Annotated in this window: 15 protein-coding genes; 12 read left to right on the top strand and 3 right to left on the bottom strand. The window is 74.4% G+C overall.

Translation table 11 applies throughout. The features are described 5' to 3' along the window. The first annotated feature begins 27 nt into the window (after positions 1 to 27). The 5 genes from E8D37_RS03640 (at position 28) to E8D37_RS03620 (ending at position 7,990) form a co-directional block, all read left to right on the top strand. A complete protein-coding gene (locus E8D37_RS03640; protein WP_136568384.1) occupies positions 28 to 2,364 on the top strand; it encodes an HAD-IB family hydrolase in 2,337 nt (778 codons plus the stop codon). Beyond that, on the top strand, positions 2,361 to 3,584 hold the full coding sequence (locus E8D37_RS03635) for an alcohol dehydrogenase catalytic domain-containing protein (protein ID WP_136568383.1): 1,224 nt from the start codon (positions 2,361 to 2,363) through the stop codon (positions 3,582 to 3,584). Before E8D37_RS03640 ends, E8D37_RS03635 begins: the two co-directional genes overlap by 4 nt. A 40-nt stretch (positions 3,585 to 3,624) precedes the next feature. Continuing rightward, positions 3,625 to 5,208 (top strand): lactate racemase domain-containing protein, encoded by a 1,584-nt coding sequence (locus tag E8D37_RS03630; RefSeq protein ID WP_206055544.1) that lies wholly within the window; start codon positions 3,625 to 3,627, stop codon positions 5,206 to 5,208. Positions 5,209 to 5,211: 3 nt separating this feature from the next. Further along, positions 5,212 to 6,204, top strand: a complete 993-nt coding sequence (locus E8D37_RS03625) for a lysophospholipid acyltransferase family protein (RefSeq protein WP_136568381.1) — start codon at positions 5,212 to 5,214, stop codon at positions 6,202 to 6,204. A gap of 214 nt (positions 6,205 to 6,418) precedes the next feature. Further along, the gene (locus tag E8D37_RS03620; RefSeq protein WP_136568380.1) at positions 6,419 to 7,990 is read left to right on the top strand and encodes an AMP-binding protein; all 1,572 of its coding nucleotides are present in this window, start codon (positions 6,419 to 6,421) and stop codon (positions 7,988 to 7,990) included. Between the two features lie 40 nt (positions 7,991 to 8,030). On the opposite strand, the gene E8D37_RS03615 is transcribed toward E8D37_RS03620, so the two are convergent. Continuing rightward, entirely contained in the window at positions 8,031 to 8,351 is a 321-nt protein-coding gene (locus E8D37_RS03615) for an antibiotic biosynthesis monooxygenase (RefSeq protein WP_136568379.1), read from the bottom strand. A 39-nt stretch (positions 8,352 to 8,390) separates the two neighbouring features. On the opposite strand from E8D37_RS03615, the gene E8D37_RS03610 reads away from it, so the two are divergent. From E8D37_RS03610 to E8D37_RS03600, 3 genes are all read left to right on the top strand, one after another. Beyond that, the gene (locus E8D37_RS03610; protein ID WP_136568378.1) at positions 8,391 to 9,572 is read left to right on the top strand and encodes a Nif3-like dinuclear metal center hexameric protein; all 1,182 of its coding nucleotides are present in this window, start codon (positions 8,391 to 8,393) and stop codon (positions 9,570 to 9,572) included. A 102-nt stretch (positions 9,573 to 9,674) separates the two neighbouring features. Continuing rightward, positions 9,675 to 10,379: a C4-type zinc ribbon domain-containing protein gene (locus E8D37_RS03605; RefSeq protein WP_136568377.1), complete on the top strand. Its 705-nt coding sequence runs from the start codon at positions 9,675 to 9,677 to the stop codon at positions 10,377 to 10,379. Beyond that, positions 10,376 to 11,611, top strand: coding sequence for a bifunctional RNase H/acid phosphatase (locus E8D37_RS03600; protein WP_136568376.1), 1,236 nt, complete (start codon positions 10,376 to 10,378; stop codon positions 11,609 to 11,611). Before E8D37_RS03605 ends, E8D37_RS03600 begins: the two co-directional genes overlap by 4 nt. 30 nt (positions 11,612 to 11,641) lie before the next feature. Here the strand turns inward: E8D37_RS03600 and yaaA are convergent, their stop codons facing one another. After that, positions 11,642 to 12,460: a peroxide stress protein YaaA gene (yaaA, locus tag E8D37_RS03595; RefSeq protein ID WP_240770158.1), complete on the bottom strand. Its 819-nt coding sequence runs from the start codon at positions 12,458 to 12,460 to the stop codon at positions 11,642 to 11,644. On the opposite strand from yaaA, the gene E8D37_RS03590 reads away from it, so the two are divergent. From E8D37_RS03590 to E8D37_RS03580, 3 genes are all read left to right on the top strand, one after another. After that, positions 12,459 to 13,910 carry an RNB domain-containing ribonuclease gene (locus E8D37_RS03590; RefSeq protein WP_136568375.1) on the top strand — a complete coding sequence of 484 codons (1,452 nt, stop codon included), beginning with the start codon at positions 12,459 to 12,461 and terminating at the stop codon, positions 13,908 to 13,910. The two genes, yaaA and E8D37_RS03590, sit on opposite strands and share 2 nt — an antisense overlap. 577 nt (positions 13,911 to 14,487) lie before the next feature. Next, on the top strand, positions 14,488 to 16,893 hold the full coding sequence (locus E8D37_RS03585) for an excinuclease ABC subunit UvrA (RefSeq protein WP_136568374.1): 2,406 nt from the start codon (positions 14,488 to 14,490) through the stop codon (positions 16,891 to 16,893). 251 nt (positions 16,894 to 17,144) lie between these two features. Next, positions 17,145 to 18,221: a HoxN/HupN/NixA family nickel/cobalt transporter gene (locus tag E8D37_RS03580; RefSeq protein ID WP_136568373.1), complete on the top strand. Its 1,077-nt coding sequence runs from the start codon at positions 17,145 to 17,147 to the stop codon at positions 18,219 to 18,221. Here E8D37_RS03580 and E8D37_RS03575 read toward each other — a convergent pair. After that, entirely contained in the window at positions 18,208 to 19,608 is a 1,401-nt protein-coding gene (locus E8D37_RS03575; RefSeq protein ID WP_168929600.1) for an NAD(P)/FAD-dependent oxidoreductase, read from the bottom strand. The genes E8D37_RS03580 and E8D37_RS03575 overlap by 14 nt on opposite strands. Positions 19,609 to 19,768: 160 nt before the next feature. On the opposite strand from E8D37_RS03575, the gene E8D37_RS03570 reads away from it, so the two are divergent. Further along, complete coding sequence (locus tag E8D37_RS03570) at positions 19,769 to 20,446, top strand: Type 1 glutamine amidotransferase-like domain-containing protein (RefSeq protein ID WP_136568371.1); 678 nt, start codon at positions 19,769 to 19,771, stop codon at positions 20,444 to 20,446. Positions 20,447 to 20,617: the final 171 nt, after the last annotated feature.

Here is a 20,617-nt window from a genome sequence, read left to right as displayed (position 1 = left end):
CCCGCGACGAGTGGGCGAGGAGGACGGATGGCGCAGGCAGACGGGGTGGCCGCACGGCTGGCCGGGACGCACGTGCTGCTCACGGGCGTGACGGGGTTCGTGGGCGAGGCGCTGCTGCACCTGCTCCTCACCGAGGTCCCCGGCGTCCGCGCGACCGTGCTCGTCCGGCCCAAGGGCGCCATCACCGGGGAGCAGCGCACCGCCAAGCTCCTCGGCAAGGAGATCTTCTCCGACGTCGTCGCCTCCGCCGGTGGCGTCGAGCCGCTCATGGCCGCCCGCGTGGGCGTCCTGGAGGGCGACCTGGCGGACGTCCCGGCGCTGCCCACGGACCTCGACGCGGTCGTGCACTGCGCGGGCGACGTCAGCTTCGACCCGCCGGTCCACGAGGCCTTCACCACCAACGTCGTCGGTACCCGGGACCTGCTGGCGCGGGTCGCGGAGGTCGAGACGGCGCAGGGCAGCCCGGTGCACTACGTCCACGTGTCGACCGCGTACGTGGCCGGCCGCCGCCGTGGTCACGTGCCCGAGGCGAGCGTCGAGCACGACGTCGACGTCGCCGCCGAGCTCGCCTGGGGCCTGGCGCAGAAGGACGAGGTGGAGCACCGCTCGCGCACCTCGGAGAAGCTGACCGAGCTGCGCGAGGCCGCCGAGCGCACCCACGGCCGGGCGGGCCTGCTGACGGCCTCCCGCGCGGCCGAGGAGGCCCGGCGGCAGTGGGTCAAGGACGAGCTGGTCCGGGTCGGCACCGAGCGGGCCCGCAGCCTGGGCTGGACCGACTGCTACACGTTCACCAAGGCGCTGGGCGAGCGGGTCGTGGAGGAGCACGCCGCCGCCGGGCGGGTCGTGTCCATCGTCCGCCCGAGCATCATCGAGTCGGCGCTCGAACGGCCCTACCCGGGCTGGATCGAGGGCTTCAAGATGGCCGAGCCCCTGATCCTGGCCTACGGGCGCGGGGAGCTGCCCGAGTTCCCGGCGGCCTCCGACACCACCATCGACATCGTGCCGGTCGACCACGTGGTCTCCGCGATCGTCGCGGTCCTGGCCCACCCGCCGGCCCCCGCCGAGGTCGGCTACTTCCACGTGTCCTCGGGCGACCGCAACCCGCTGACGTTCCGGGTGCTCTACGAGCAGGTCCGGGACTACTTCCTCGCCCACCCCTTCGCCGGCGGACCCCGCGGCACCGTGGCCCTGCCGACCTGGAAGTTCCCGGGCGCCGCGAGCGTCGAGCGACTGCTCGCCACCAGCGAGCGGGCGCTGAAGGTGGCCGACCGGCTCGTGGACCGGGCTCCCCGCTCCGCACGATCCCGGTCGATCGCGACCGGGATCGACAAGCAGAACGCGCGGGTGGAGTTCCTGCGCCGCTACCTCACGCTCTACCAGGAGTACGCGAAGGCCGACCTGCGCTACTCCGACCGCCGCACGCTGGCGCTCCAGCGGTCGCTGTCGGTGGAGGACCAGCAGGTCTTCCGCTTCGACACCGCCGTCGTGGACTGGCCGGTGTACCTGGGCGACATCCACTTCCCGTCCGTCACGAAGCCGGTGCGCCGGCTCGACGAGCTGCGGCTGCGCCGGGAGAAGGGGCGGACCGCCGGCGGCAGCGAGCTGCGCCGCGTCGTCGACGGTCCCGCGGCCGGCCCGACGCCCGAGCGGTCCGGCTCCGACGTGGTGGCGGTCTTCGACATGGACGGCACGCTGCTGTCCTCCAACGTGGTCGAGACCTACCTCTGGATGCGGCTGGCCGAGCTCGAGGGTGCGGGACGGCTCGCCGAGCTCGCCCGGACGGCCGCCCGGGTCCCCGGGCTGGTGCGCGCCGAGCGTCGCGACCGGGGCGCCCTGCTGCGCGCCGTCTACCGCGAGTACGCCGGGGCGGACCTGGCGGAGCTCGACGCGGTCGCCGACGAGCTGCTGACCAGCCACGTGCTGTCGCGCCTGGCACCGGAGGCGGTCCGACGCATCCGCGAGCACCGCCGGGCCGGGCACCGCACGGTGCTGGTCACCGGGGCGGTGCGTCCGCTGACCCGCCCGCTCGCGCCGCTCTTCGACCATGTGGAGGCGGTCGACCTCGTCGCCGACGAGCGGGGCCGCGCCACCGGGCACCTGGTGTCCTCACCGCTCGTGGGGGAGTCGCGGGCCGCGTTCCTCCAGGGGTACGCGTCCGAGCACGGACTCGACCTGTCGCAGTCCTACGCCTACGCCGACTCCCACTCCGACCTGCCGCTCCTGGCGGCCGTCGGCCATCCCGTGGCCGTGAGCCCCGACGTGGCGCTCATGCGTCACGCCCGCCGCCACCACTGGACGATCGTGGACTGGGCGAGCCCCGAGACCGGTCGTCGCACCCTCGACCCCGCCGGGAGCCTGCGATGACCGTCGCGCTGGAGATGTTCCGCTCCGTCCCCCGGACGCTGGCCGGCAAGGCCATGGGCAGCCGCATGCCCGGGTTGCTCTCGGGCTTCGCCGCGCCGCTGCGGGTCGCCTCTCCGGAGGCTCCGCGCGCGGCGGACAAGCCCGGCTGGGCGCGCCTGCGCACCCGGCTGGGCGGCATCTGCGGCTCCGACCTCGGCATGCTCTCGGGTCGGACCTCGCTCTACTTCTCCGCCGTCGTCTCCCTGCCGTTCACGCCGGGGCACGAGGTGGTTGCCGACCTCGTCGAGGACTGCGAGGACCTGCTCGCCGGCACCCGCGTGGTGATCGACCCGGTGCTGACCTGCGCGGCGCGGGGCGTCGAGGCCTGCGACGCCTGCGCCGTGGGTGCCACCAACCGCTGCTCGCGGATCACCGTCGGCCACCTCTCGCCCGGGCTCCAGACCGGGTTCTGCGGCGACACCGGCGGTGGCTGGGGCCAGCAGCTGGCGGCCCACCGCAGCCAGCTGCACGTCGTCCCCGACGACCTCACCGACGAGCAGGCGGTGCTGGTCGAGCCGGTGGCGTGCGCGGTCCACACGGCGCTGCGCGCCGGCGTCCGCCCCGGCGACCGCGTCCTGGTCTCCGGTGCCGGCGCGGTCGGCCTGCTGGCGACGCTCGCGCTGCGGCGCCTCACGCCCGCCGCGGAGATCCTCGTGGTGGCCAAGCACCCGCTCCAGAAGGAGCTGGCGCGGCTGGCCGGCGCCACCGACGTCGTCGCCCCGTCCGAGGTGCTGCGCCGCGTCCGCCGCTCCACCGGCGCGTTCCAGCTCCGCCCCGAGATGTCCCGCCCCTACCTGCTGGGCGGCGTGGACGTGGCGGTGGACGCCGTGGGCTCGGCGGCCAGCCTGGAGACCGCGCTGGGCGCGACGCGCGCCGGCGGCCGCGTCGTCGTCTCCGGGATGCCGGCGCCGGCCGACCTCTCGGCGCTGTGGTTCCGCGAGCTCGAGCTCGTCGGCACCTACGCCTCGGCGCGCACCGAGGCCTCCCTGACCGGCGAGGACGGCGAGGAGCGCGGCTCCTTCGACGTCGCCCTCGACCTGGCGCGCGACGAGACGGTGGCCGCCATGGCCGCGGCGGTCGCGCGCTACCCGCTGCACCGCTGGCGCGAGGCCATCGACCATGCCCACTCGGCCGGTCGTCTCGGCACCGTCAAGGTCGCCTTCGACCCGAGGGCACGGTGACCATGCTTCCCCCCACCCGCACGAGCACGAGGAACGAGCTGTGAGCAGACCCGGATTCGTCCTGGAGGTCGACGACCGCACCCCGCCGCTGGTCGTCCACGAGGGCCTCGGCTTCCGCATGGAGGAGTTCCCCCTCGGCACCAGGGTGGTCTACCCGCCCGAGGCGCTGCCGGCGATCAAGGACGTCGACGGCGCGATCCTGGACGCCCTGCTGCACCCGGTGGACTCCGAGCCGCTGCCCGAGCTGCTGTTCGCGGGCATGCGGCTGACGATCGCGTTCGACGACATCTCGCTGCCGCTGCCGACGATGGCGCGGCCCGACCACCGTCAGCGGGTGATCGAGGCCGTCCTCACCCTGGCCGCCGAGGCCGGGGTGGACGACGTCGAGATCATCGCCGCCAACGCCCTGCACCGCCGGATGACCGGCCCCGAGCTCGAGCACATCGTCGGGGAGCGCGTCTTCCGGTCGTTCCACCCCCAGGGCAAGCTCTACAACTTCGACGCGGAGGACCGCGACGCGCTCGTGCACCTCGGCACCACCGAGGAGGGCGAGGACGTCGAGATCAGCAAGCGCGCCGCGGAGTCGGACCTGCTGGTCTACGTCAACCTCAACCTCGTCGCGATGGACGGCGGGCACAAGTCCGTCGGCGTCGGGCTGTCGTCCTACACGTCGCTGCGCCACCACCACACGGCGAAGACGATGGTGCACAGCCGCTCGTTCATGGACCACAAGGCCTCGAAGATGCACCACTCCGCGTGGCGCATGGGTCGGCTCATCAGGGAGCACGTGAAGGTCTTCCAGATCGAGACGACGGTCAACAACGACGTCTTCCCCAAGCCGTTCGACTTCCTGATGAAGCGCGAGTGGGAGTGGAACGTCAAGGACCAGGCGTCCATGCTCGCCGCCCGCCGGGGGCTGGCGCTGGCGCCGCAGAAGCTGCGGCACAAGATCTTCCACGACATGCGCGCCCCCTACGGACTGACCGGCGTCAACGCGGGTGAGGTCGAGGCCGTGCACGAGCGGACCATCGAGAAGGTGCACGCGCAGCAGCTCGTCGAGGTCGACGGCTACTCCGACGTCCTGGTGCTGGGCGTGCCTTACCTGGGGCCCTACAACGTCAACAGCTCGATGAACCCGATCCTCGCGACCTGCATGGGGCTGGGCTACTACTTCAACTCCTACCGCGGCCACCCGATGGTCAAGCGCGGGGGAGCGGTGATCCTCTACCACCCGCTCGACGAGGGCTTCAACCAGCTGCACCACCCCTCCTACGTGGACTTCTACGAGGAGGTGCTGGCCGAGACGACGGACCCGCAGGTGATCGGCGAGAAGTACGAGAAGCAGTTCGCCGAGGACCCCTGGTACCGGCACCTGTACCGCACCAGCCACGCCTACCACGGCGTCCACCCGTTCTACATGTGGTACTGGGCGGCGCACGCCATGGACCACGTGGGGGACGTGGTGTGGGTCGGCGGGGACCGGAGGGTGGCCAAGCGGCTCGGCTTCCGCGCGGCCTCGTCGCTGGCGGACGCCCTGGAGATGGTCTCGGGGTCGGTGGGCACGAGCCCGTCGATCACCTACCTGCACAACCCCCCGCACATCCTCGCCGACGTGAAGGTCTGAGGCGTGGGCGTCGGGGAGTTCCTCAGCGGCGGCGTCGCGGACGTCCGCCGGACCGCGCGCGGGTTCCGGTGGGGTCGGCGGGCGCAGGTGCCGCGGTCGGCCGAGCCGTTCGTGCAGCCGCCCACCGGCACGGTCTTCGACACCGGCTGGGCGCGCCGTCCCTCCGTGGTGGCCGCCCGCGAGGTCGCGCAGCGGGTCGGCCTCGAGCCGCTGTTCCGCGCGCAGGTGCGCACCCGGGTCGAGGGCCTGGACGTGCTCGAGCGGCTCGACGGGCCGGTCATCTTCGTGGCCAACCACGCGAGCCACCTCGACACGCCCCTGCTCCTGCTGTCCCTGCCCGACTCCTGGCGGCGGCGCACCGCCGTGGCCGCGGCCGCCGACTACTTCTTCGACACGTGGTGGAAGGCCGTCGGCTCCTCGTTGGTCTTCAACACCTTCCCGATCGACCGTCGCGGCGGCTCGATGGCCGCCACGCCGGGCGAGGTCCTCGCGGACGGATGGTCCCTCGTCGTCTACCCCGAGGGGACCCGTTCCCGCGACGGCTGGCTCCAGGGGTTCCGGATGGGGGCGGCCTACCTCGCGCAGACCCACGGCGTGCCCGTGGTCCCGGTGGCCCATCGGGGGACCTTCGCCGCGATGCCCCGCGGTGCCGGGTGGCCGAGCCGGCACGAGGGCCGCCGCCGGGAGGTGACGGTGCGCTTCGGCGAGCCGCTGCGTGCCCGCGAGGGGGAGTCGGTGCGCGACTTCGCGCCCCGGATCAAGGACGCCGTCGCGGCGCTCCTCGACGAGGAGCGCACGTCCTGGTACGAGGCGCGGCTGCGCAGCGCGGCGGGCACGACGCCCGACCCGGCGGGCCCCGACGTCGCCACGTGGCGGCGGGTCTGGGCCCAGACGGAGCCCGTGGTCACCGAGCCGCACGCGGGTCGCCGGCCGGCTCCGTGGAGCCGGCTGCGGGCCGAGGTGGCCGGGCGGGCCCGGTCGGCGCTGGAGCGCTGAGCGGGCCTCGGGCCCTCGGACCGGGCGGCTGGGAGACCGCTGCCCTCCCCGTGCCCGACCGCCCTCCGACCCGGTTGACCGCTGAGCGTGCCGGTCCGTCCGCTCAGCGACGTGGGACCTCCGCCTCAGGGACCCCTCTCAGGGCCGCGCCCTAGAGTGGCCGCCGTCACACCGGCAGCCAGTCAGGCCGTGCCGCCCGGCGTCAGGAGGGCCCATGATCGTCCCGTTCAGCGTGAACGACTTCATCGACCGCGCACTCACCGTCTACGGCGAGCGCACCGGTGTCGTCGACGAGCCGGAGCAGCCGGCCGAGCCCCTCGGCGAGAAGGGCGCGCTCACCTACGCGCAGATGCACGCCCTGGCCCGGCGCCAGGCGGCCAAGCTCGACGAGCTCGGCCTCGAGGTGGGGGACCGGGTGGCGGTCGTGAGCCACAACTCCGCGCGGCTGCTCACGTCCTTCTACGGCGTGGCCGGCTTCGGGCGGGTGCTCGTCCCGGTGAACTTCCGGCTCCGGCCCGACGAGGTGCGCTACATCGTGGAGCACTCCGGTGCCCGGGTGCTCTACCTCGACCCCGAGCTGAAGGACACGCTGGGCGACCTGCCCGTGGAGCACACCTTCGTGCTCGGCGAGGACGACGACCTCTACGCGCCGGCCCCCGAGGACGGCGGCGCCGAGCCGCGGGCCTGGGAGCCGGACGAGAACGCCACGGCCTACATCAACTACACCTCCGGGACGACGGCGCGGCCCAAGGGCGTGCAGATCACCCACCGCAACGTGTGGACCAACGCCGTCACCTTCGCCATGCACGCCGGCCTCACCGACCGCGACGTCTACCTGCACACCTTGCCGATGTTCCACGCCAACGGCTGGGGCATGCCGTTCGCGACCACCGGCCTCGGCATCCCGCAGGTCGTGCTCCGCAAGGTGGACGGGGCCGAGATCCTGCGCCGCGTCGAGGAGCACGGCGTCACGTTCATGTGCGCCGCCCCCGCCGTGGCCAACGCGGTGCTCGAGGCAGCCAAGGACTGGGAGGGTCCGATCCCCGGGCGCGACAAGGTGCGGATCATCATGGCCGGCGCGCCGCCGCCCACGAAGACCGTCGTGCGCGTCGAGGAGGAGCTGGGCTGGGAGTTCATCCAGATCTACGGCCTGACCGAGACCAGCCCGCTGCTCACCTTCAACCGCGGCCGGGCCGAGTGGGACCACCTGCCCGCCGAGGAGCGCGCCGGGCTGCTCACCCGGGCCGGTGCCCCCGCCCTCGGGGTCCGGCTGTCCCTCTCCGAGGCCACCGAGCACAGCGAGGGCGGCGAGGTCCTGGCCCGCGCGAACCAGGTGCTCGAGGGCTACTGGGAGCAGCCGGAGGAGTCCGCCCGCTGCCTGGAGGGCGGCTGGTTCCACACCGGTGACGGCGGCACCATCGGCGCCGACGGGTACCTGACGATCAGCGACCGCAAGAAGGACGTGATCATCACCGGCGGAGAGAACGTCTCCTCGATCGAGGTCGAGGACGCGCTCTTCAGCCACCCGCAGGTCGCCGAGGTGGCCGTCATCGGCGTGCCGAGCGAGAAGTGGGGCGAGACGATCAAGGCCCTCGTCGTCCTCGCCGAGGGCGCGGAGGTGACCGAGGCCGACCTCATCGCCTGGTGCAAGGACCGGCTCGCCGGCTACAAGTCGCCGACCAGCATCGAGTTCCGCCCCGAGCTGGCGCGCACCGCCACCGGCAAGCTGCAGAAGTTCAAGCTGCGCGCGCCCTACTGGGAGGGCCGCACGCGCCAGGTCAACTGAAGTCGACCCGGGCCGACCCGGGCCAGGCCCGGGTCCCCGGTCAGGGTCGGACGTCGAGCACCACGTCGAACTCGAGGAGGTCCGCGCCGGTGGAGACCGGCCGGCGCGGTGCCTCGCCCGCGCCCTCGGGGGCGGCGTGAGCGGCCCGGGCGTCCCCGTCGCGCCAGGCGGCGAACGACTCCTCGTCGGCCCAGTGGGTCACCACGAAGTAGCGGGTCTCGCCGGCGGTGGGGCGCAGCAGCTGGAAGCCGAGGAAGCCGGGCGAGCCGTCGACGGTGTGGGCCCGGGCGGCGAACCGCTTCTCGAGCTCCTCGCCGGCGCCGGGCGGGACGGAGATGGCGTTGATCTTCACGACGGGCACGCCACCAGCCTAGGCGGGGCGATCACTAGGCTGGCCGGCATGCCCGCCGACGCACCGTCCCTGGCCGAGGTCCAGTCCCTGCTGGACGCCTGGTACCCGCCGGGCACCGCCGACTCCTGGGACCGGGTCGGCCGGGTGTGGGGCGCCGACGAGCACCCGGTGCGCCGGGTGCTGCTCGCGGTCGACCCCGCGCCGGTGGTCGCGGCCGAGGCCGAGGAGTGGGGCGCCGACCTGCTCGTCGTCCACCACCCCCTGTTCCTCAAGGGCGTGCACGGGTTCACGCCGGCCACGCCCAAGGGCCGCACGCTCACGACGCTGGTGCGCGCCGGATGCGCACTGGTCACCGCCCACACCAACGCCGACCTCGCCGAGGGCGGGGTCTCGGAGGCGATGGCCCTCGCCCTCGGGCTGGAGGACGTGGCACCGCTGGTGCCGGACGCCGCCCGGCCCGCCGGACCGGCGCTCGACAAGCTCGGGGTCTACGTCCCCGTCGGCGACGCGGAGGCCCTGCGCGCCGTCCTGGCGGCGGCCGGCGCGGGGCGGATCGGCGACTACGACCAGGCATCCTTCACGACCCGCGGCGAGGGTCGCTTCCGTCCGCTGGACGGCGCGAACCCGACCATCGGCACGGTCGGCGTCCCCGAGGTGGTCGACGAGGTGCGCATCGAGGTGGTGCTGCCGCGCGCGGCCCGCGCCGAGGTCGTGGCGGCGATGATCGCCGCCCACCCGTACGAGGAGCCCGCCTACGACGTCACCGAGCTCGCGGACCCCGCCGCCGGGGCGCCCGTGCGGACCGGGACGGGCCGGGTCGGGACGCTGCCGCAGCCCCTGACGCTGGCGGAGTTCGCCCGGCACGTCGGCGCGGCCCTCCCGAGCACCGCCGGGGGCGTGCGCGCCGGCGGCGACCCCGACCGGCTCGTGCGCAGGGTCGCCCTGTGCGGCGGTGCGGGCGACTTCCTCCTCGACACGGTGCGGGCGCGCGGCGCAGCGGACGCCGTGGACGTCTACGTCACCAGCGACCTGCGCCACCACCCCGCCTCGGAGTTCCTCGAGCACGGGGACGTCGCGCTCGTCGACGTGCCGCACTGGGCCGCGGAGTGGACCTGGCTGCCGCGGCTGGAGCAGCGGTTGGCGGCGGCTCTGCCGCAGCTGCCCGGGGGCGATACCGTGGAGCTCCGCGTCAGCACGACGTGCACCGACCCCTGGTCGCTGCGGGGCTGACGCCCACACCTGAACAACCCGATCCCGACGTCGCCGCGCGACGTCCCGCGTGAGGAGACGACGCTGAAAGCCGACCCCGCCGCCCAGACCCGGCTGCTGAAGGTGCAGGAGCTCGACTCGCGGGCCGACCGCCTCAGGCACCAGCGCCGCACCCTGCCCGAGATCGCCGACATCGCCGCGCTGGAGAAGCAGCGGTCGGGCCTGGTCGACCAGGTGCGCGACGCGCAGATCCTCGTCGACGACCTCACGCTGGAGCAGAAGAAGGTCGACGCCGACGTCGAGGCCGTGAAGACCCGGCGCACCCGCGACCGCGACCGGATGGACTCCGGCGCCATCAGCAACCCCAAGGACCTCGAGCGGATGAGCGGCGAGCTCGTCTCGCTCGAGCGCCGCATCGCCACGCTGGAGGACGAGGAGCTCGAGGTGATGGAGCGCCTGGAGGCCGCCCAGGCCATGCTCCAGGACCTCTCCGACCAGGTCGCGGTGATCGAGGAGAAGCGCGACGAGCTGGAGAGCACGCGCCGCGCCAAGGACGCCGGCCTGGCGACCGAGCTCGGCGAGGTGGAGTCCGCCCGCGGGCCGGCGGCCGAGGGCCTGCCGGAGCCGCTGGTGAAGCTCTACGACCGCCTGCGCGAGTCCAAGGGCGGCGTGGGCGCCGCGGCGCTGGTCCAGCGCCGTTGCACCGGCTGCCAGCTGGCGCTGGACCCGGGCGTGCTCGCGGAGTTCCGCGCGGCCACGACGGACGAGGTGCTGCGCTGCGAGGAGTGCGACCGGATCGTCGTGCGCACGGCCGAGTCGGGGCTGTGACGCAGCGGCGTCCCGAGCGGGTCGTCGTCGAGGCCGACGGCGGTTCCCGGGGCAACCCGGGCCCGGCGGCCTACGGGGCGCTCGTGCGCGACGCCGTCACCGGCGACGTCCTGGCCGAGGAGGGCACGACGATCGGCCGGGCCACGAACAACGTGGCGGAGTACTCCGGGCTGGTGGCCGGCCTCCGGCTGGCCGTCGAGGTCGCCCCGGGGGCGTCGGTCGAGGTCCGGATGGACTCCAAGCTCGTGGTCGAGCAGATGCGCGGTGCGTGGCGCGTCAAGCACCCGGACATGAAGCCGCTGCACGCCGAGGCGTCCGCCGTGGCTCCGGCGGGCACCACGTACACCTGGGTGCCCCGGGCCGAGAACGCGCACGCCGACCGCCTGGCCAACGAGGCGCTCGACGGCGTGCGGGACGGGGTGACCTACGCGGCCGCGGCCGAGGAGGCGCCCTCCGCTGCCCCGTCCCCGATCCAGCCCTCGGCCCCGGCCCAGCCCTCGATGCAGTCGGCGACCGCCGCGCCGGCGCGCGGCTGGGCGGCCCCGTCCGGGCCGCCGACGACGCTGGTGCTCGTGCGCCACGGGGTCACGCGGCACACGGCGGCGAAGAAGTTCTCCGGCGGCCTGGGCGGCGACAACCCGCCGCTGTCGGTGGAGGGCCTCGCGCAGGTGCGGGCCACCGCGGACTGGCTGGCGCCGCTCGCCGAGCGGGTCGGTGCTCTCGTCACGTCCCCGGTGCGCCGGACCGTCGAGACGGCCCAGGTGCTGGGCGACCGGCTGGGGCACGTCGCCGCGACCGAGCACGCGTTCGCCGAGATGGAGTTCGGCGAGTGGGAGGGCCTCACCTTCCCGGAGGTGCTCGAGCGGGACCCGGACGCCCTCACCCGCTGGATCGCCGACCCCACGGTGGCGCCGCCGGGTGGGGAGTCCTTCGGCTCTGTCCGCGACCGCGTCCACGACGGCCTGCGCCGCGTGGTCGCGGAGCACGCCGGCTCCACCGTGGTGGTGGCCTCCCACGTCACCCCGATCAAGACGCTGGTCGCCACCGCGCTCGGCGTCGACATCGCCGTCGTCCACCGGATGGAGCTCGCCCCGGCCTCGGTGACGGTCGTGTCGTTCTACCCCGACGACAGGGTCGAGGACGGCCCGCTGCCGGGCCACCGGGGCTCGATGCGGCTCTTCAACGCGCGCCCGCCCGGCGACGGCGGCGCCTTCGAGGCCGCCCACTGGTGAGGCCCCGCGCGTGGACGGGGCCGGGCCGGCTCAGAGCTCGGTGACCACGACGTCCAGGCGTGTGCCGGTGGCGGTCGGCTCGCCGACCTCCACCAGCCAGCCCAGGTCGCGCAGCGCGTCGGCGAGCGCGGCGGGCGTGCCGGGGTCGGCGCCGTCCTCGAGCAGGGCGCGGACGATCCGCCCCTTCGTGGCCTTGTTGAAGTGGCTCACGACCTTGCGGACGCCGCCCTGCTCGTGGAGCACGCGGACCGTCGCCACGCGGGTGCGCGGGTCGACGTCGCCGGCGTCCTTGCCGGGGCGCCAGAAGCCCGCGTAGACGCTCGAGCGCAGGTCGACGACGAGGCCGCGGCCCACCTGGGCGGCCACGGCCTCGCCGAGGACGGGCCGCCAGGCGGCTGCGACGGGCCCGAGGCCGGGCAGGGTCGTCTGGCCCGAGAGCCGGTAGGCGGGGATGCGGTCGCCCGGGCGGACGAGGCCGAAGACGGAGGAGACGACCGCCAGCCGCGACGAGGCGCGTCGCTTGGCGGCCGCGGTGAGGCTGCCGGCGTCCAGGTGGTCGTAGAGGACGCCGGTGTAGATCCGCTCCGCCCGGGCGGTCGGGGCCTCGCGCAGCCCGCGGTTGGCCTCGACGAGGTCGGTCTGCGTGGCGCCGACCTCGAGCACGCGGGCCGCCGCGGCCAGGTCGCCGGAGCTGAGCTCGACGAGGGCGTCCAGGACCCGCTCGCGGGTCTCGGTGAGCGCCGGGTGGGACAGGGTGGCGAGGTCGAGCGGCGCACCGCGTCGCGGCGCGGTCTTGCCCTCGCTGGGAGGCAGCAGGATCAACATGGTGGTGGCTATCGTGCCTTCCATGAGCTCCCACCCCGTGGTCCGGGTCCGCGCGTACGACGACGGGGTGTCCGCCAGGACGCTCGCGGCCGGCGTCCGGCAGGTCCAGGCGGACCTCGGGGTCACGCCCGACTTCCCGGCGGACGTCGAGGAGGCGGCCCGGGCCGCGGCGGCCTCGCCCCGGCTGCCGGACAACGACCGCACCGACGTCGAGCTGCTCACGATCGACCCGGCGGGCTCCGAGGACCTGGACCAGGCGATGCACCTGGCACGGACGCCGGACGGCGGCTTCCTCGTCCACTACGCCATCGCCGACGTGGCCGCCTTCGTCACGCCGGGCGACCCCGTGGACCGCGAGGCCCACCGGCGCGGCCAGACGCTGTACGGCGCGGAGGCCACCGTGCCGCTCTACCCGACGGTGCTCAGCGAGGGTGCGGCGTCGCTGCTGCCCGGCGTGGACCGTCCGGCGCTGCTGTGGACGATCCGCATGACCGCCGAGGGCGAGCGGGTCGACGCCGTGGTGGAGCGGGCGCGCGTGCGCTCGCGCCAGCGGCTGTCCTACGAGCGGGCCCAGGCGCTCGTCGAGGCCGGCGCGGGGCCGTCCACCCTGGCCGTCCTGGCCGACCTCGGGCCGCTGCGGATGGCCCGCGAGGCGGCCCGGGGCGGGATCTCGCTGCCGCTGCCCGAGCAGGACGTGGACGTCGTGGGGGACCGGTGGCGGCTGGAGCACCGCACCCGCCTGCCCGTGGAGGAGTGGAACGCCCAGGTCTCGCTGCTCACCGGCTTCGCCGCGGCGGCGATGATGATCTACGCCGGAGTCGGGCTGCTCCGGACCCTGCCGGACAGGGACGCGGGGGAGGTCCAGCGGCTCCACCGCGGTGCCCGGGCGCTCGGGCTCGACTGGCCGGCGGAGATGCTGTTCCCGGACTTCGTCCGGACTCTCGACCCGGCCCGCCCGCGGGACGTCGCGATGCTCATGGACCTCACCCGCGTCCTGCGGGGTGCCGGCTACGTCGCCTTCGACGGGGACGTGCCGGCGCAGGCCAGGCACGCCGGCCTGGCCACCGAGTACGCCCACGTCACCGCGCCGTTGCGCCGCCTCGGCGACCGGTACGCGGGCGAGGTCTGCCTGAGCCTCTGCGCGGACGAGCCCGTCCCGGCGTGGGTGCACGCGGCCCTGCCCGGGCTGCCGGGCACGCTGGCCGCCTCCGGGCGCCGGGCGGTCGCCTACGAGCGCGCGGTGCTGGACCTCGTCGAGGCGGGGGTGCTGGCGCGGTCGGTGGGCGAGACCTTCAGCGGGTTCGTCGTCGAGCGGGACGAGGAGCGACCCACCCGGGGGCACGTCGTGATCTCCGAGCCGGCGGTGCAGACGGCCGTGACCGCCGAGCACCCCCTGCCGCTGGGGGAGCGCGTGACGTTGCGTCTAGTGGAGGCGGACGTCGAGGCGCGCCGCGTCCGCTTCGAGCTCGCCTGAGCGCCGGGACGGCCCGGCTGCGGGACGTCAGGGAATTCCCGCGCCGATCCTGTTTGTGTGGCCCGGATCACGGGTAACACCTGTCTACCGGGCCTCTCGCGTACCCCCCTCGCGAGAGGCTCGGCCCATGTCGGGGCGATCGGTCCGCGCGCTGCGCGACCGATCGCGGGGCACCAGTGCAGAGGGGTGCAGAGGGGTGCGGCGCGGTGCGGGGGGAGTGGGAGCCCCGCCCGAGTGGGATGGGCGGGGCTCCCGTGCGAGAAGTGACCACTGAGGGACATCACTCCCGCACTCGGCAGGCGGCGAGCCTCCCCCCGGAGATCGCCGCGCCGACCTACCGATAGTAGGCCCCTGGGGACGAGGGCAGCGAGGCCGCGCCAGGGTCTTTTGTCCACAGAGTGTCAATCGCCCCTCACGTGTGATCCGGACCGCTGGTCCAGTCCTCGCTCGGAGCCGCAGCCGAGCATCGGCCGGAGCGTGACCGGAGCGCCGTCGTGGCGTGGCCCGGTCGTGGCGGGGGTGTGGGGGGCGCGTGGGGTAGAAAGAGCCCACGACGTCCGCCCGACCAGGAGGTGCCGTGACGACCTCGGAGGAACGCGCCGCCCACCCGGCGGACGCGCACGACACGATCCGGGTGGTCGGTGCGCGGGAGAACAACCTGCGCGACGTCGCCCTCGAGCTGCCCAAGCGGCGGCTCACGGTCTTCACGGGCGTGTCGGGATCGGGCAAGTCGTCCCTGGTCTTCGCCACGATCGCCGCGGAGTCGCAGCGGATGATCAACGAGACCTACTCGGCGTTCGTGCAGGGGTTCATGCCCTCGATGGCGCGGCCCGACGTGGACGTCCTCGAGGGCCTGACCACGGCGATCATCGTCGACCAGGAGCGGCTCGGCGCCGACCCCCGTTCGACGGTGGGGACGGCGACGGACGCCAACGCGCTGCTGCGCATCCTCTTCTCCCGCCTGGGCGACCCGCAGGTGGGCCCGCCGCAGGCCTACTCGTTCAACGTCGCGTCCGTCTCGGGCGCGGGAGCGGTGACGACCACGAGGGCGGGGCGCGAGGTCAAGGAGCGCCGCGCGTTCTCGGTCACCGGCGGGCAGTGCCCCCGCTGCGAGGGCCGCGGTGCGGTCTCCGACATCGACCTGACCGCGCTCTACGACGCCGACAAGTCGATCAACGAAGGTGCGCTCACCATCCCGGGCTACTCGATGGAGGGATGGCAGGGGCGCATCCTGCGCGGCTGCGGGTACTTCGACTGCGACACGCCGATCAAGGACTTCACGAAGCGCCAGCTGGACGACCTGCTCCACCGCGAGGCCACCAAGCTGAAGGTCGACGGGATCAACCTGACCTACTACGGGCTCCTGCCGGGCATCAGGAAGTCCTTCCTGTCCAAGGACCGGGAGACGATGCAGCCGCACGTCCGTGCGTTCGTCGACCGCGCCGTGGTGTTCGCGACCTGCCCGGAGTGCGAGGGGACCCGCCTGACGGAGGCCGCACGCTCGTCCCGGATCGACGGTGTCTCGATCGCCGACGCGTGCGCGATGCAGATCAGCGAGCTGGCCACCTGGGTCCGCGGGCTCCAGGCCCCCGGCGCGGCCCCTCTCCTGGCGTCCCTCTCGCACCTGCTCGACTCGTTCGTGGCGATCGGCCTCGGCTACCTCAGCCTCGAGCGACCGTCGGGCTCGCTGTCCGGCGGCGAGGCGCAGCGCACCAAGATGATCCGGCACCTCGGCAGCGCCCTCACCGACGTCACCTACGTCTTCGACGAGCCCAGCATCGGGCTGCACCCCCACGACATCGCCCGGATGAACGACCTGCTCCTGCGGCTGCGCGACCAGGGCAACACCGTCCTGGTCGTCGAGCACAAGCCCGAGGTGGTGGCGATCGCCGACCACGTCGTCGACCTCGGCCCGGGGGCCGGCACCGACGGCGGCGAGGTCGTCTTCGAGGGGACGGTCGAGGGGCTGCGCGGCAGCGGCACGCTCACCGGGCGGCACCTGGACGACCGTGCGAGCCTGAAGGCGTCCGTCCGGGAGCCCTCCGGCTGGATCGAGGTGCGCGGCGCCTCCCGCCACAACCTGCGCGACGTCGACGTGGACGTGCCGCTCGGCGTGCTCTGCGTCGTCACCGGGGTGGCCGGCTCCGGCAAGTCCTCCCTGGTGCACGACTCGCTGGTGCAGCGATCCTCGGCCGACGGCGAGGGGGTGGTCGTGGTCGACCAGTCGGCGATCAAGGGGTCGCGCCGCTCCAACCCGGCGACCTACACGGGCCTGCTGGAGCCCGTCCGCAAGGCGTTCGCCAAGGCCAACGGCGTGAAGCCGGCGCTGTTCAGCGCCAACTCCGAGGGGGCCTGCCCCACCTGCAACGGCGCGGGCGTCATCGACACCGGCCTGCCCCTGGCGGCGGCCGCCTCCGTGCCCTGCGACACCTGCGAGGGGCGCCGGTTCTCCGACGACGTCCTCCAGTACACGCTCGGCGGCCGCACGATCGTGGACGTCCTGGCCATGCCGGTGGGGGAGGCCCACGCCTTCTTCTCGGCACCCGACTCGAAGGTGCCGGCGGCGGAGAAGATCCTCGCCCGCCTCGTGGACGTCGGGCTGCCCTACGTGACGCTGGGCCAGCCGCTCTCGACGCTCTCGGGCGGGGAGCGGCAGCGGGTCAAGCTCGCCGTGCAGATGGCGGAGGCCGGCTCGGTCTACGTGCTGGACGAGCCGAGCACCGGCCTGCACCTGGCGGACGTCGAGAACCTGCTCGGCCTCCTCGACCGGCTGGTCGACGCGGGCCGCTCGGTCGTCGTGATCGAGCACCACCAGGCCGTGATGGCGCACGCGGACTGGATCATCGACCTCGGGCCGGGGGCCGGCCACGACGGCGGGACCGTGGTCTTCTCGGGGACGCCGGAGCGACTGGTCTCCGAGGCCTCGACGCTCACGGGACGGCACCTGGCCGCCTACGTGGGGCAGGCGGCCGACCCGGCCTGAGCCCGGTCCGTGGCGGCCACCACCCCTCCTGCAATTGGGTCGCAACAGCGACGGGCTAGCGTGTGGATGACGTCGGCAACCAGTGTCGACCCCGACGCTGGAGTCGCCCCGTGCCCACCCGGCCGCCCACCACGCAGCCCGCCCCGTCGCCCGCCCCGTCGCCCGCCCCGTCGCCCGCCCCGTCCCGCCGTGGTCGGCTGCGGAGGTTCGCCCAGGGCCTCAGCCCGGCCGACCGCCGCAGCCTGGCCGGCATGACGGCGGTCGTGGTCCTGCTCCACGCGGTCGGCTTCGGCGTCCTCGTCCTCCTGGTGGCGCCCGCGCACCTGAGCCTGGGCGGGGAGCACCCCGTCTACACGGTCGGGGTCGGGCTGCTGGCCTACACCTTCGGCCTGCGGCACGCCTTCGACGCCGACCACGTGGCGGCCATCGACAACACGACCCGCGTGCTCGTCGGGCGCCGCCAGGAGGACGCCGCGGCGGGCCGTGCCTCCCGGCCCGACGCGGAGCGCCAGCCGCTGTCGGTCGGCTTCTGGTTCTCGCTGGGCCACTCGACGATCGTGTTCGTGCTGGCCTTCCTGCTCACCCTCGGTCTGCGGGCCGTCGGGGCCGCGGTGGTCGACGACGGCTCCACCCTGCACACCGTCACCGGGCTCGTCGGCTCGCTGGTCTCCGGCTCGTTCCTCTGGCTGCTGGGCCTCGTCAACCTCGTGGCGCTGGTGGGCCTCTGGCGGGTGTTCACCGGCCTGCGTCACGGCCACTTCGACGAGGCGGAGCTCGAGCGGCGGCTCGAGCAGCGCGGCCTGATCAACCGGCTGGTCGGCGGGCTCACGCGGGGCGTGCGTCGGCCCTGGCACATCTACCCGGTCGGCGTCCTGTTCGGGCTCGGCTTCGACACCGCCAGCGAGGTCGGCCTGCTCGTCCTCGCCGGAGGTGCGGCGGCGTTCGCGCTGCCCTTCTGGGCGGTCCTCGTGCTGCCGGTGCTCTTCGCCGCGGGCATGTGCCTGGCCGACACCGTCGACGGCGTCCTCATGAACGCCGCCTACGGCTGGGCCTGGTCCCACCCGGTGCGCAAGGTCTTCTACAACCTCGCCGTCACCTCGCTGTCGGTGGCGGTCTCGCTGGTGGTGGGCACCGTCGAGCTCGCCGGCGCCCTCGACGACGCGGCCGGGATCACCTCGGGGCCGCTGGCGTGGCTGGGCGGGGTGCCGCTCGCGGACGCCGGCTACGCCGTGGTGGCGCTGTTCGGCGCCACCTGGCTGGCCGCGCTCGCCCTGTGGCGGTTCGGCCGGGTCGAGGAGCGGTGGACCGCCGGGCTCAGCCGGCCGTGAGCTCCACCGAGGCCCGGCCGAGCAGACGCTTGGCCTCGCGCAGCCCGGTCGCCATCGCGCCGTCGGCGTAGCCGGCCCGCTCGGCGTCCGTGGACTCCCCGGCGAAGCAGACCCGGCCGACGGGCTCGCCCAGGACGTCGAAGTCCGAGTCGTCCTGGCCGGGGCGGACGTGGCCGTAGGCGCCCCGGGCCAGCTCGTCGTGCGCCCAGTCGGTGCTCACCACGTCCGTCGGCTCGGCGGGCAGCGGCCCGCCGTAGACGGCCTCGAGCTGCTCGAGGGCGAACGCCCGCGGGTCCCGCTGGAGGCGCTCGACCGCGCTGGAGGCGACGAGGAACATCAGGGTCGGGCTCAGCCCGAAGTCCCACGTCCACGTGGCGGGCTCGTCCCGGTCGGCGGGGTAGATCACGGAGTGCTGGAGGCCGGTGTGCTTCTCCCGCCAGAACGGCTCCTCGAACGAGAGGAAGACCTTCTCCATGGTCCCGAACCCGGTCCGGTCGACCACGGCCTGCCGGGCTGCCGGGAGCGGCGGGTCGAAGGTGATCGACCCGGCCTTGAGGACGCCGAGCGGCACGGTGACCACCACGTGCGAGCCGGTCTCCGACCAGGCCTCGCCGTCGTCCGTGACGCCCTCGACGCGGACTCCCTCGTCGGTGGTGCGCACGTGCGTGACGAGCCGGCCCAGCAGCAGCCTGCCGGCCTGCCGCAGCGGGGCGGCCAGCGGCGCGAGCACGCTGCGGTAGCCGCCCACGGGGACGTTGTCCACGACGTCCCCGACCAGCATGCCGCCGGTGAGGGCCCAGCGGGCCGAGATCGCCTCGAGCGGGCCCGAGCCGTCCTGCTCCACCATGGCGGCCATGAGCTGGCGCAGGCGGTCGCGCTCGGGGCCGGGTGAGTGCGCGTCGGCCAGGTAGGCGTCGATGGCCGCGGCGGCCGAGACGTCCGGCTCCCCGGCCTCGAGCGCGGCGCGCAGGTGCGCGGCCACGGGCTCGAGGACGGCGTAGCCGGTGCCCTCGAGCTCGGCGGGGGTCAGGGTCCGCGCCTCGCCGAGGTCGGCGCCGGTGAAGCGCGTGCCGGTGGGGTCGACCACCCAGTCCACGCCGGCCAGGGCGAGCCAGTCCGTGAGCAGGTTCTCCTCGGGGTGGTGCACCCACGCGCCGCCCAGGTCCGCGGTGTGCCCGCCGACCTCGACGGTGCGCAGCCGTCCGCCCACGCCGTCGCGGGCCTCGACGAGCACCACGTCGGTGCCGGCGGTGGCCAGTGCGTTGGCGCACGCCAGGCCGGCGATGCCTGCGCCGACCACCACCACGCGGGTGACGGCACCGGGCACGGGGTCGGGGACGGCGTCCGACCCGTCGTCGAAGGTCCGGGTGCGCGGCTCGGCAGGCATGGGTCCACACTTGCACGTCGGGGGCACGCCCGGGCCACGGGTGTCGGCACGGGTGTCGGCTCGGGTGTCGGCGCGGGCGGCTACGGTGCCGTGGACGGGGCGGCGCGGGCCCCGCGCGGTCCTCGCCGGGCCGCCACGGCGGACCGACCAGGAGACGACGATGAAGATGCTGCTGACCTCGGGAGGCATTGCGAACGAGGCGATCGCCTCCGCCCTCGAGGAGCTGCTGGGCAAGCCGGTGGGGGAGGCGCGCGCGATCCTGGTTCCCACGGCCCTGCACGCCCTGTCGCAGGGCGTCGCCGAGACGGGGCGGGTGGTGCGCGGGCAGTCGGGCGCGCCGCTGGCCGAGGTCGGCTGGGCCGAGGTCGGCGTCCTGGAGCTCACCGCGCTGCCCCTCCTGGACGAGTCGGTGTGGCGTCCCGCGCTCGAGCAGGCCGACGCGCTGCTCGTCGCCGGTGGGGACCCGCTCTTCCTGCACCACGCGATGCTCGCCTCGGGCCTCGACGCGCTCCTGCCGTCGCTCGACCTGGTCTACGTCGGCCTCAGCGCAGGGTCGATGGTCGTGACGCCGAGCATCGGCGCCGACTTCGTGGGGTGGACGCCCCCGGGAGCGGAGGCCTCCACCCCGGGCGTCGACCGGACCCTCGGGCTCGTGGGGTTCTCACTCTTCCCCCACCTGGACAATCCCCACCTGCCGGAGAACACCCTCACGACGGCCGAGGCCTGGGCGGCCGGGCTCGGCCACCGGTCCTACCTGCTCGACGACGCCTCGGCGGTCGTCGTCGTGGACGGCGAGGAACGGGTGGTCTCGCGGGGGCAGTGGCACCGACGGGGCTGACACCCGTCCCGCATCGCCGCCGGAGTCGGCTCCGGTCCGGAGCGGCCCGGTAGGACGCCTGTTCAGGACTGCTCCGGCACGCGCTGCGACCTGCCACGTCCCCGGGGCGCACGGGTCGCGGCGGAGACATAGGTGCAGGTCGGCATACCTCCTACCGTGTCAGTGATCCCA

Source organism: Nocardioides sp. GY 10127, from assembly GCF_004919085.1.
GTDB lineage: Bacteria > Actinomycetota > Actinomycetes > Propionibacteriales > Nocardioidaceae > Nocardioides.
Note: the sequence above shows the minus strand (reverse complement) of the source record. Positions and strands in the feature narration are given on the sequence as shown.

Bases quoted from the DNA above. Each gene is read 5' to 3' on its own strand.
- E8D37_RS03640 (WP_136568384.1), top strand. From the start codon at position 28: ATGGCGCAGGCAGACGGGGTGGCCGCACGGCTGGCCGGGACGCACGTG.
- E8D37_RS03635 (WP_136568383.1), top strand. From the start codon at position 2,361: ATGACCGTCGCGCTGGAGATGTTCCGCTCCGTCCCCCGGACGCTGGCC.
- E8D37_RS03620 (WP_136568380.1), top strand. From the start codon at position 6,419: ATGATCGTCCCGTTCAGCGTGAACGACTTCATCGACCGCGCACTCACC.
- E8D37_RS03610 (WP_136568378.1), top strand. From the start codon at position 8,391: ATGCCCGCCGACGCACCGTCCCTGGCCGAGGTCCAGTCCCTGCTGGAC.
- E8D37_RS03590 (WP_136568375.1), top strand. From the start codon at position 12,459: ATGAGCTCCCACCCCGTGGTCCGGGTCCGCGCGTACGACGACGGGGTG.
- yaaA (WP_240770158.1), bottom strand. From the start codon at position 12,460: ATGGAAGGCACGATAGCCACCACCATGTTGATCCTGCTGCCTCCCAGC.
- E8D37_RS03580 (WP_136568373.1), top strand. From the start codon at position 17,145: ATGACGGCGGTCGTGGTCCTGCTCCACGCGGTCGGCTTCGGCGTCCTC.
- E8D37_RS03575 (WP_168929600.1), bottom strand. From the start codon at position 19,608: ATGCCTGCCGAGCCGCGCACCCGGACCTTCGACGACGGGTCGGACGCC.
- E8D37_RS03570 (WP_136568371.1), top strand. From the start codon at position 19,769: ATGAAGATGCTGCTGACCTCGGGAGGCATTGCGAACGAGGCGATCGCC.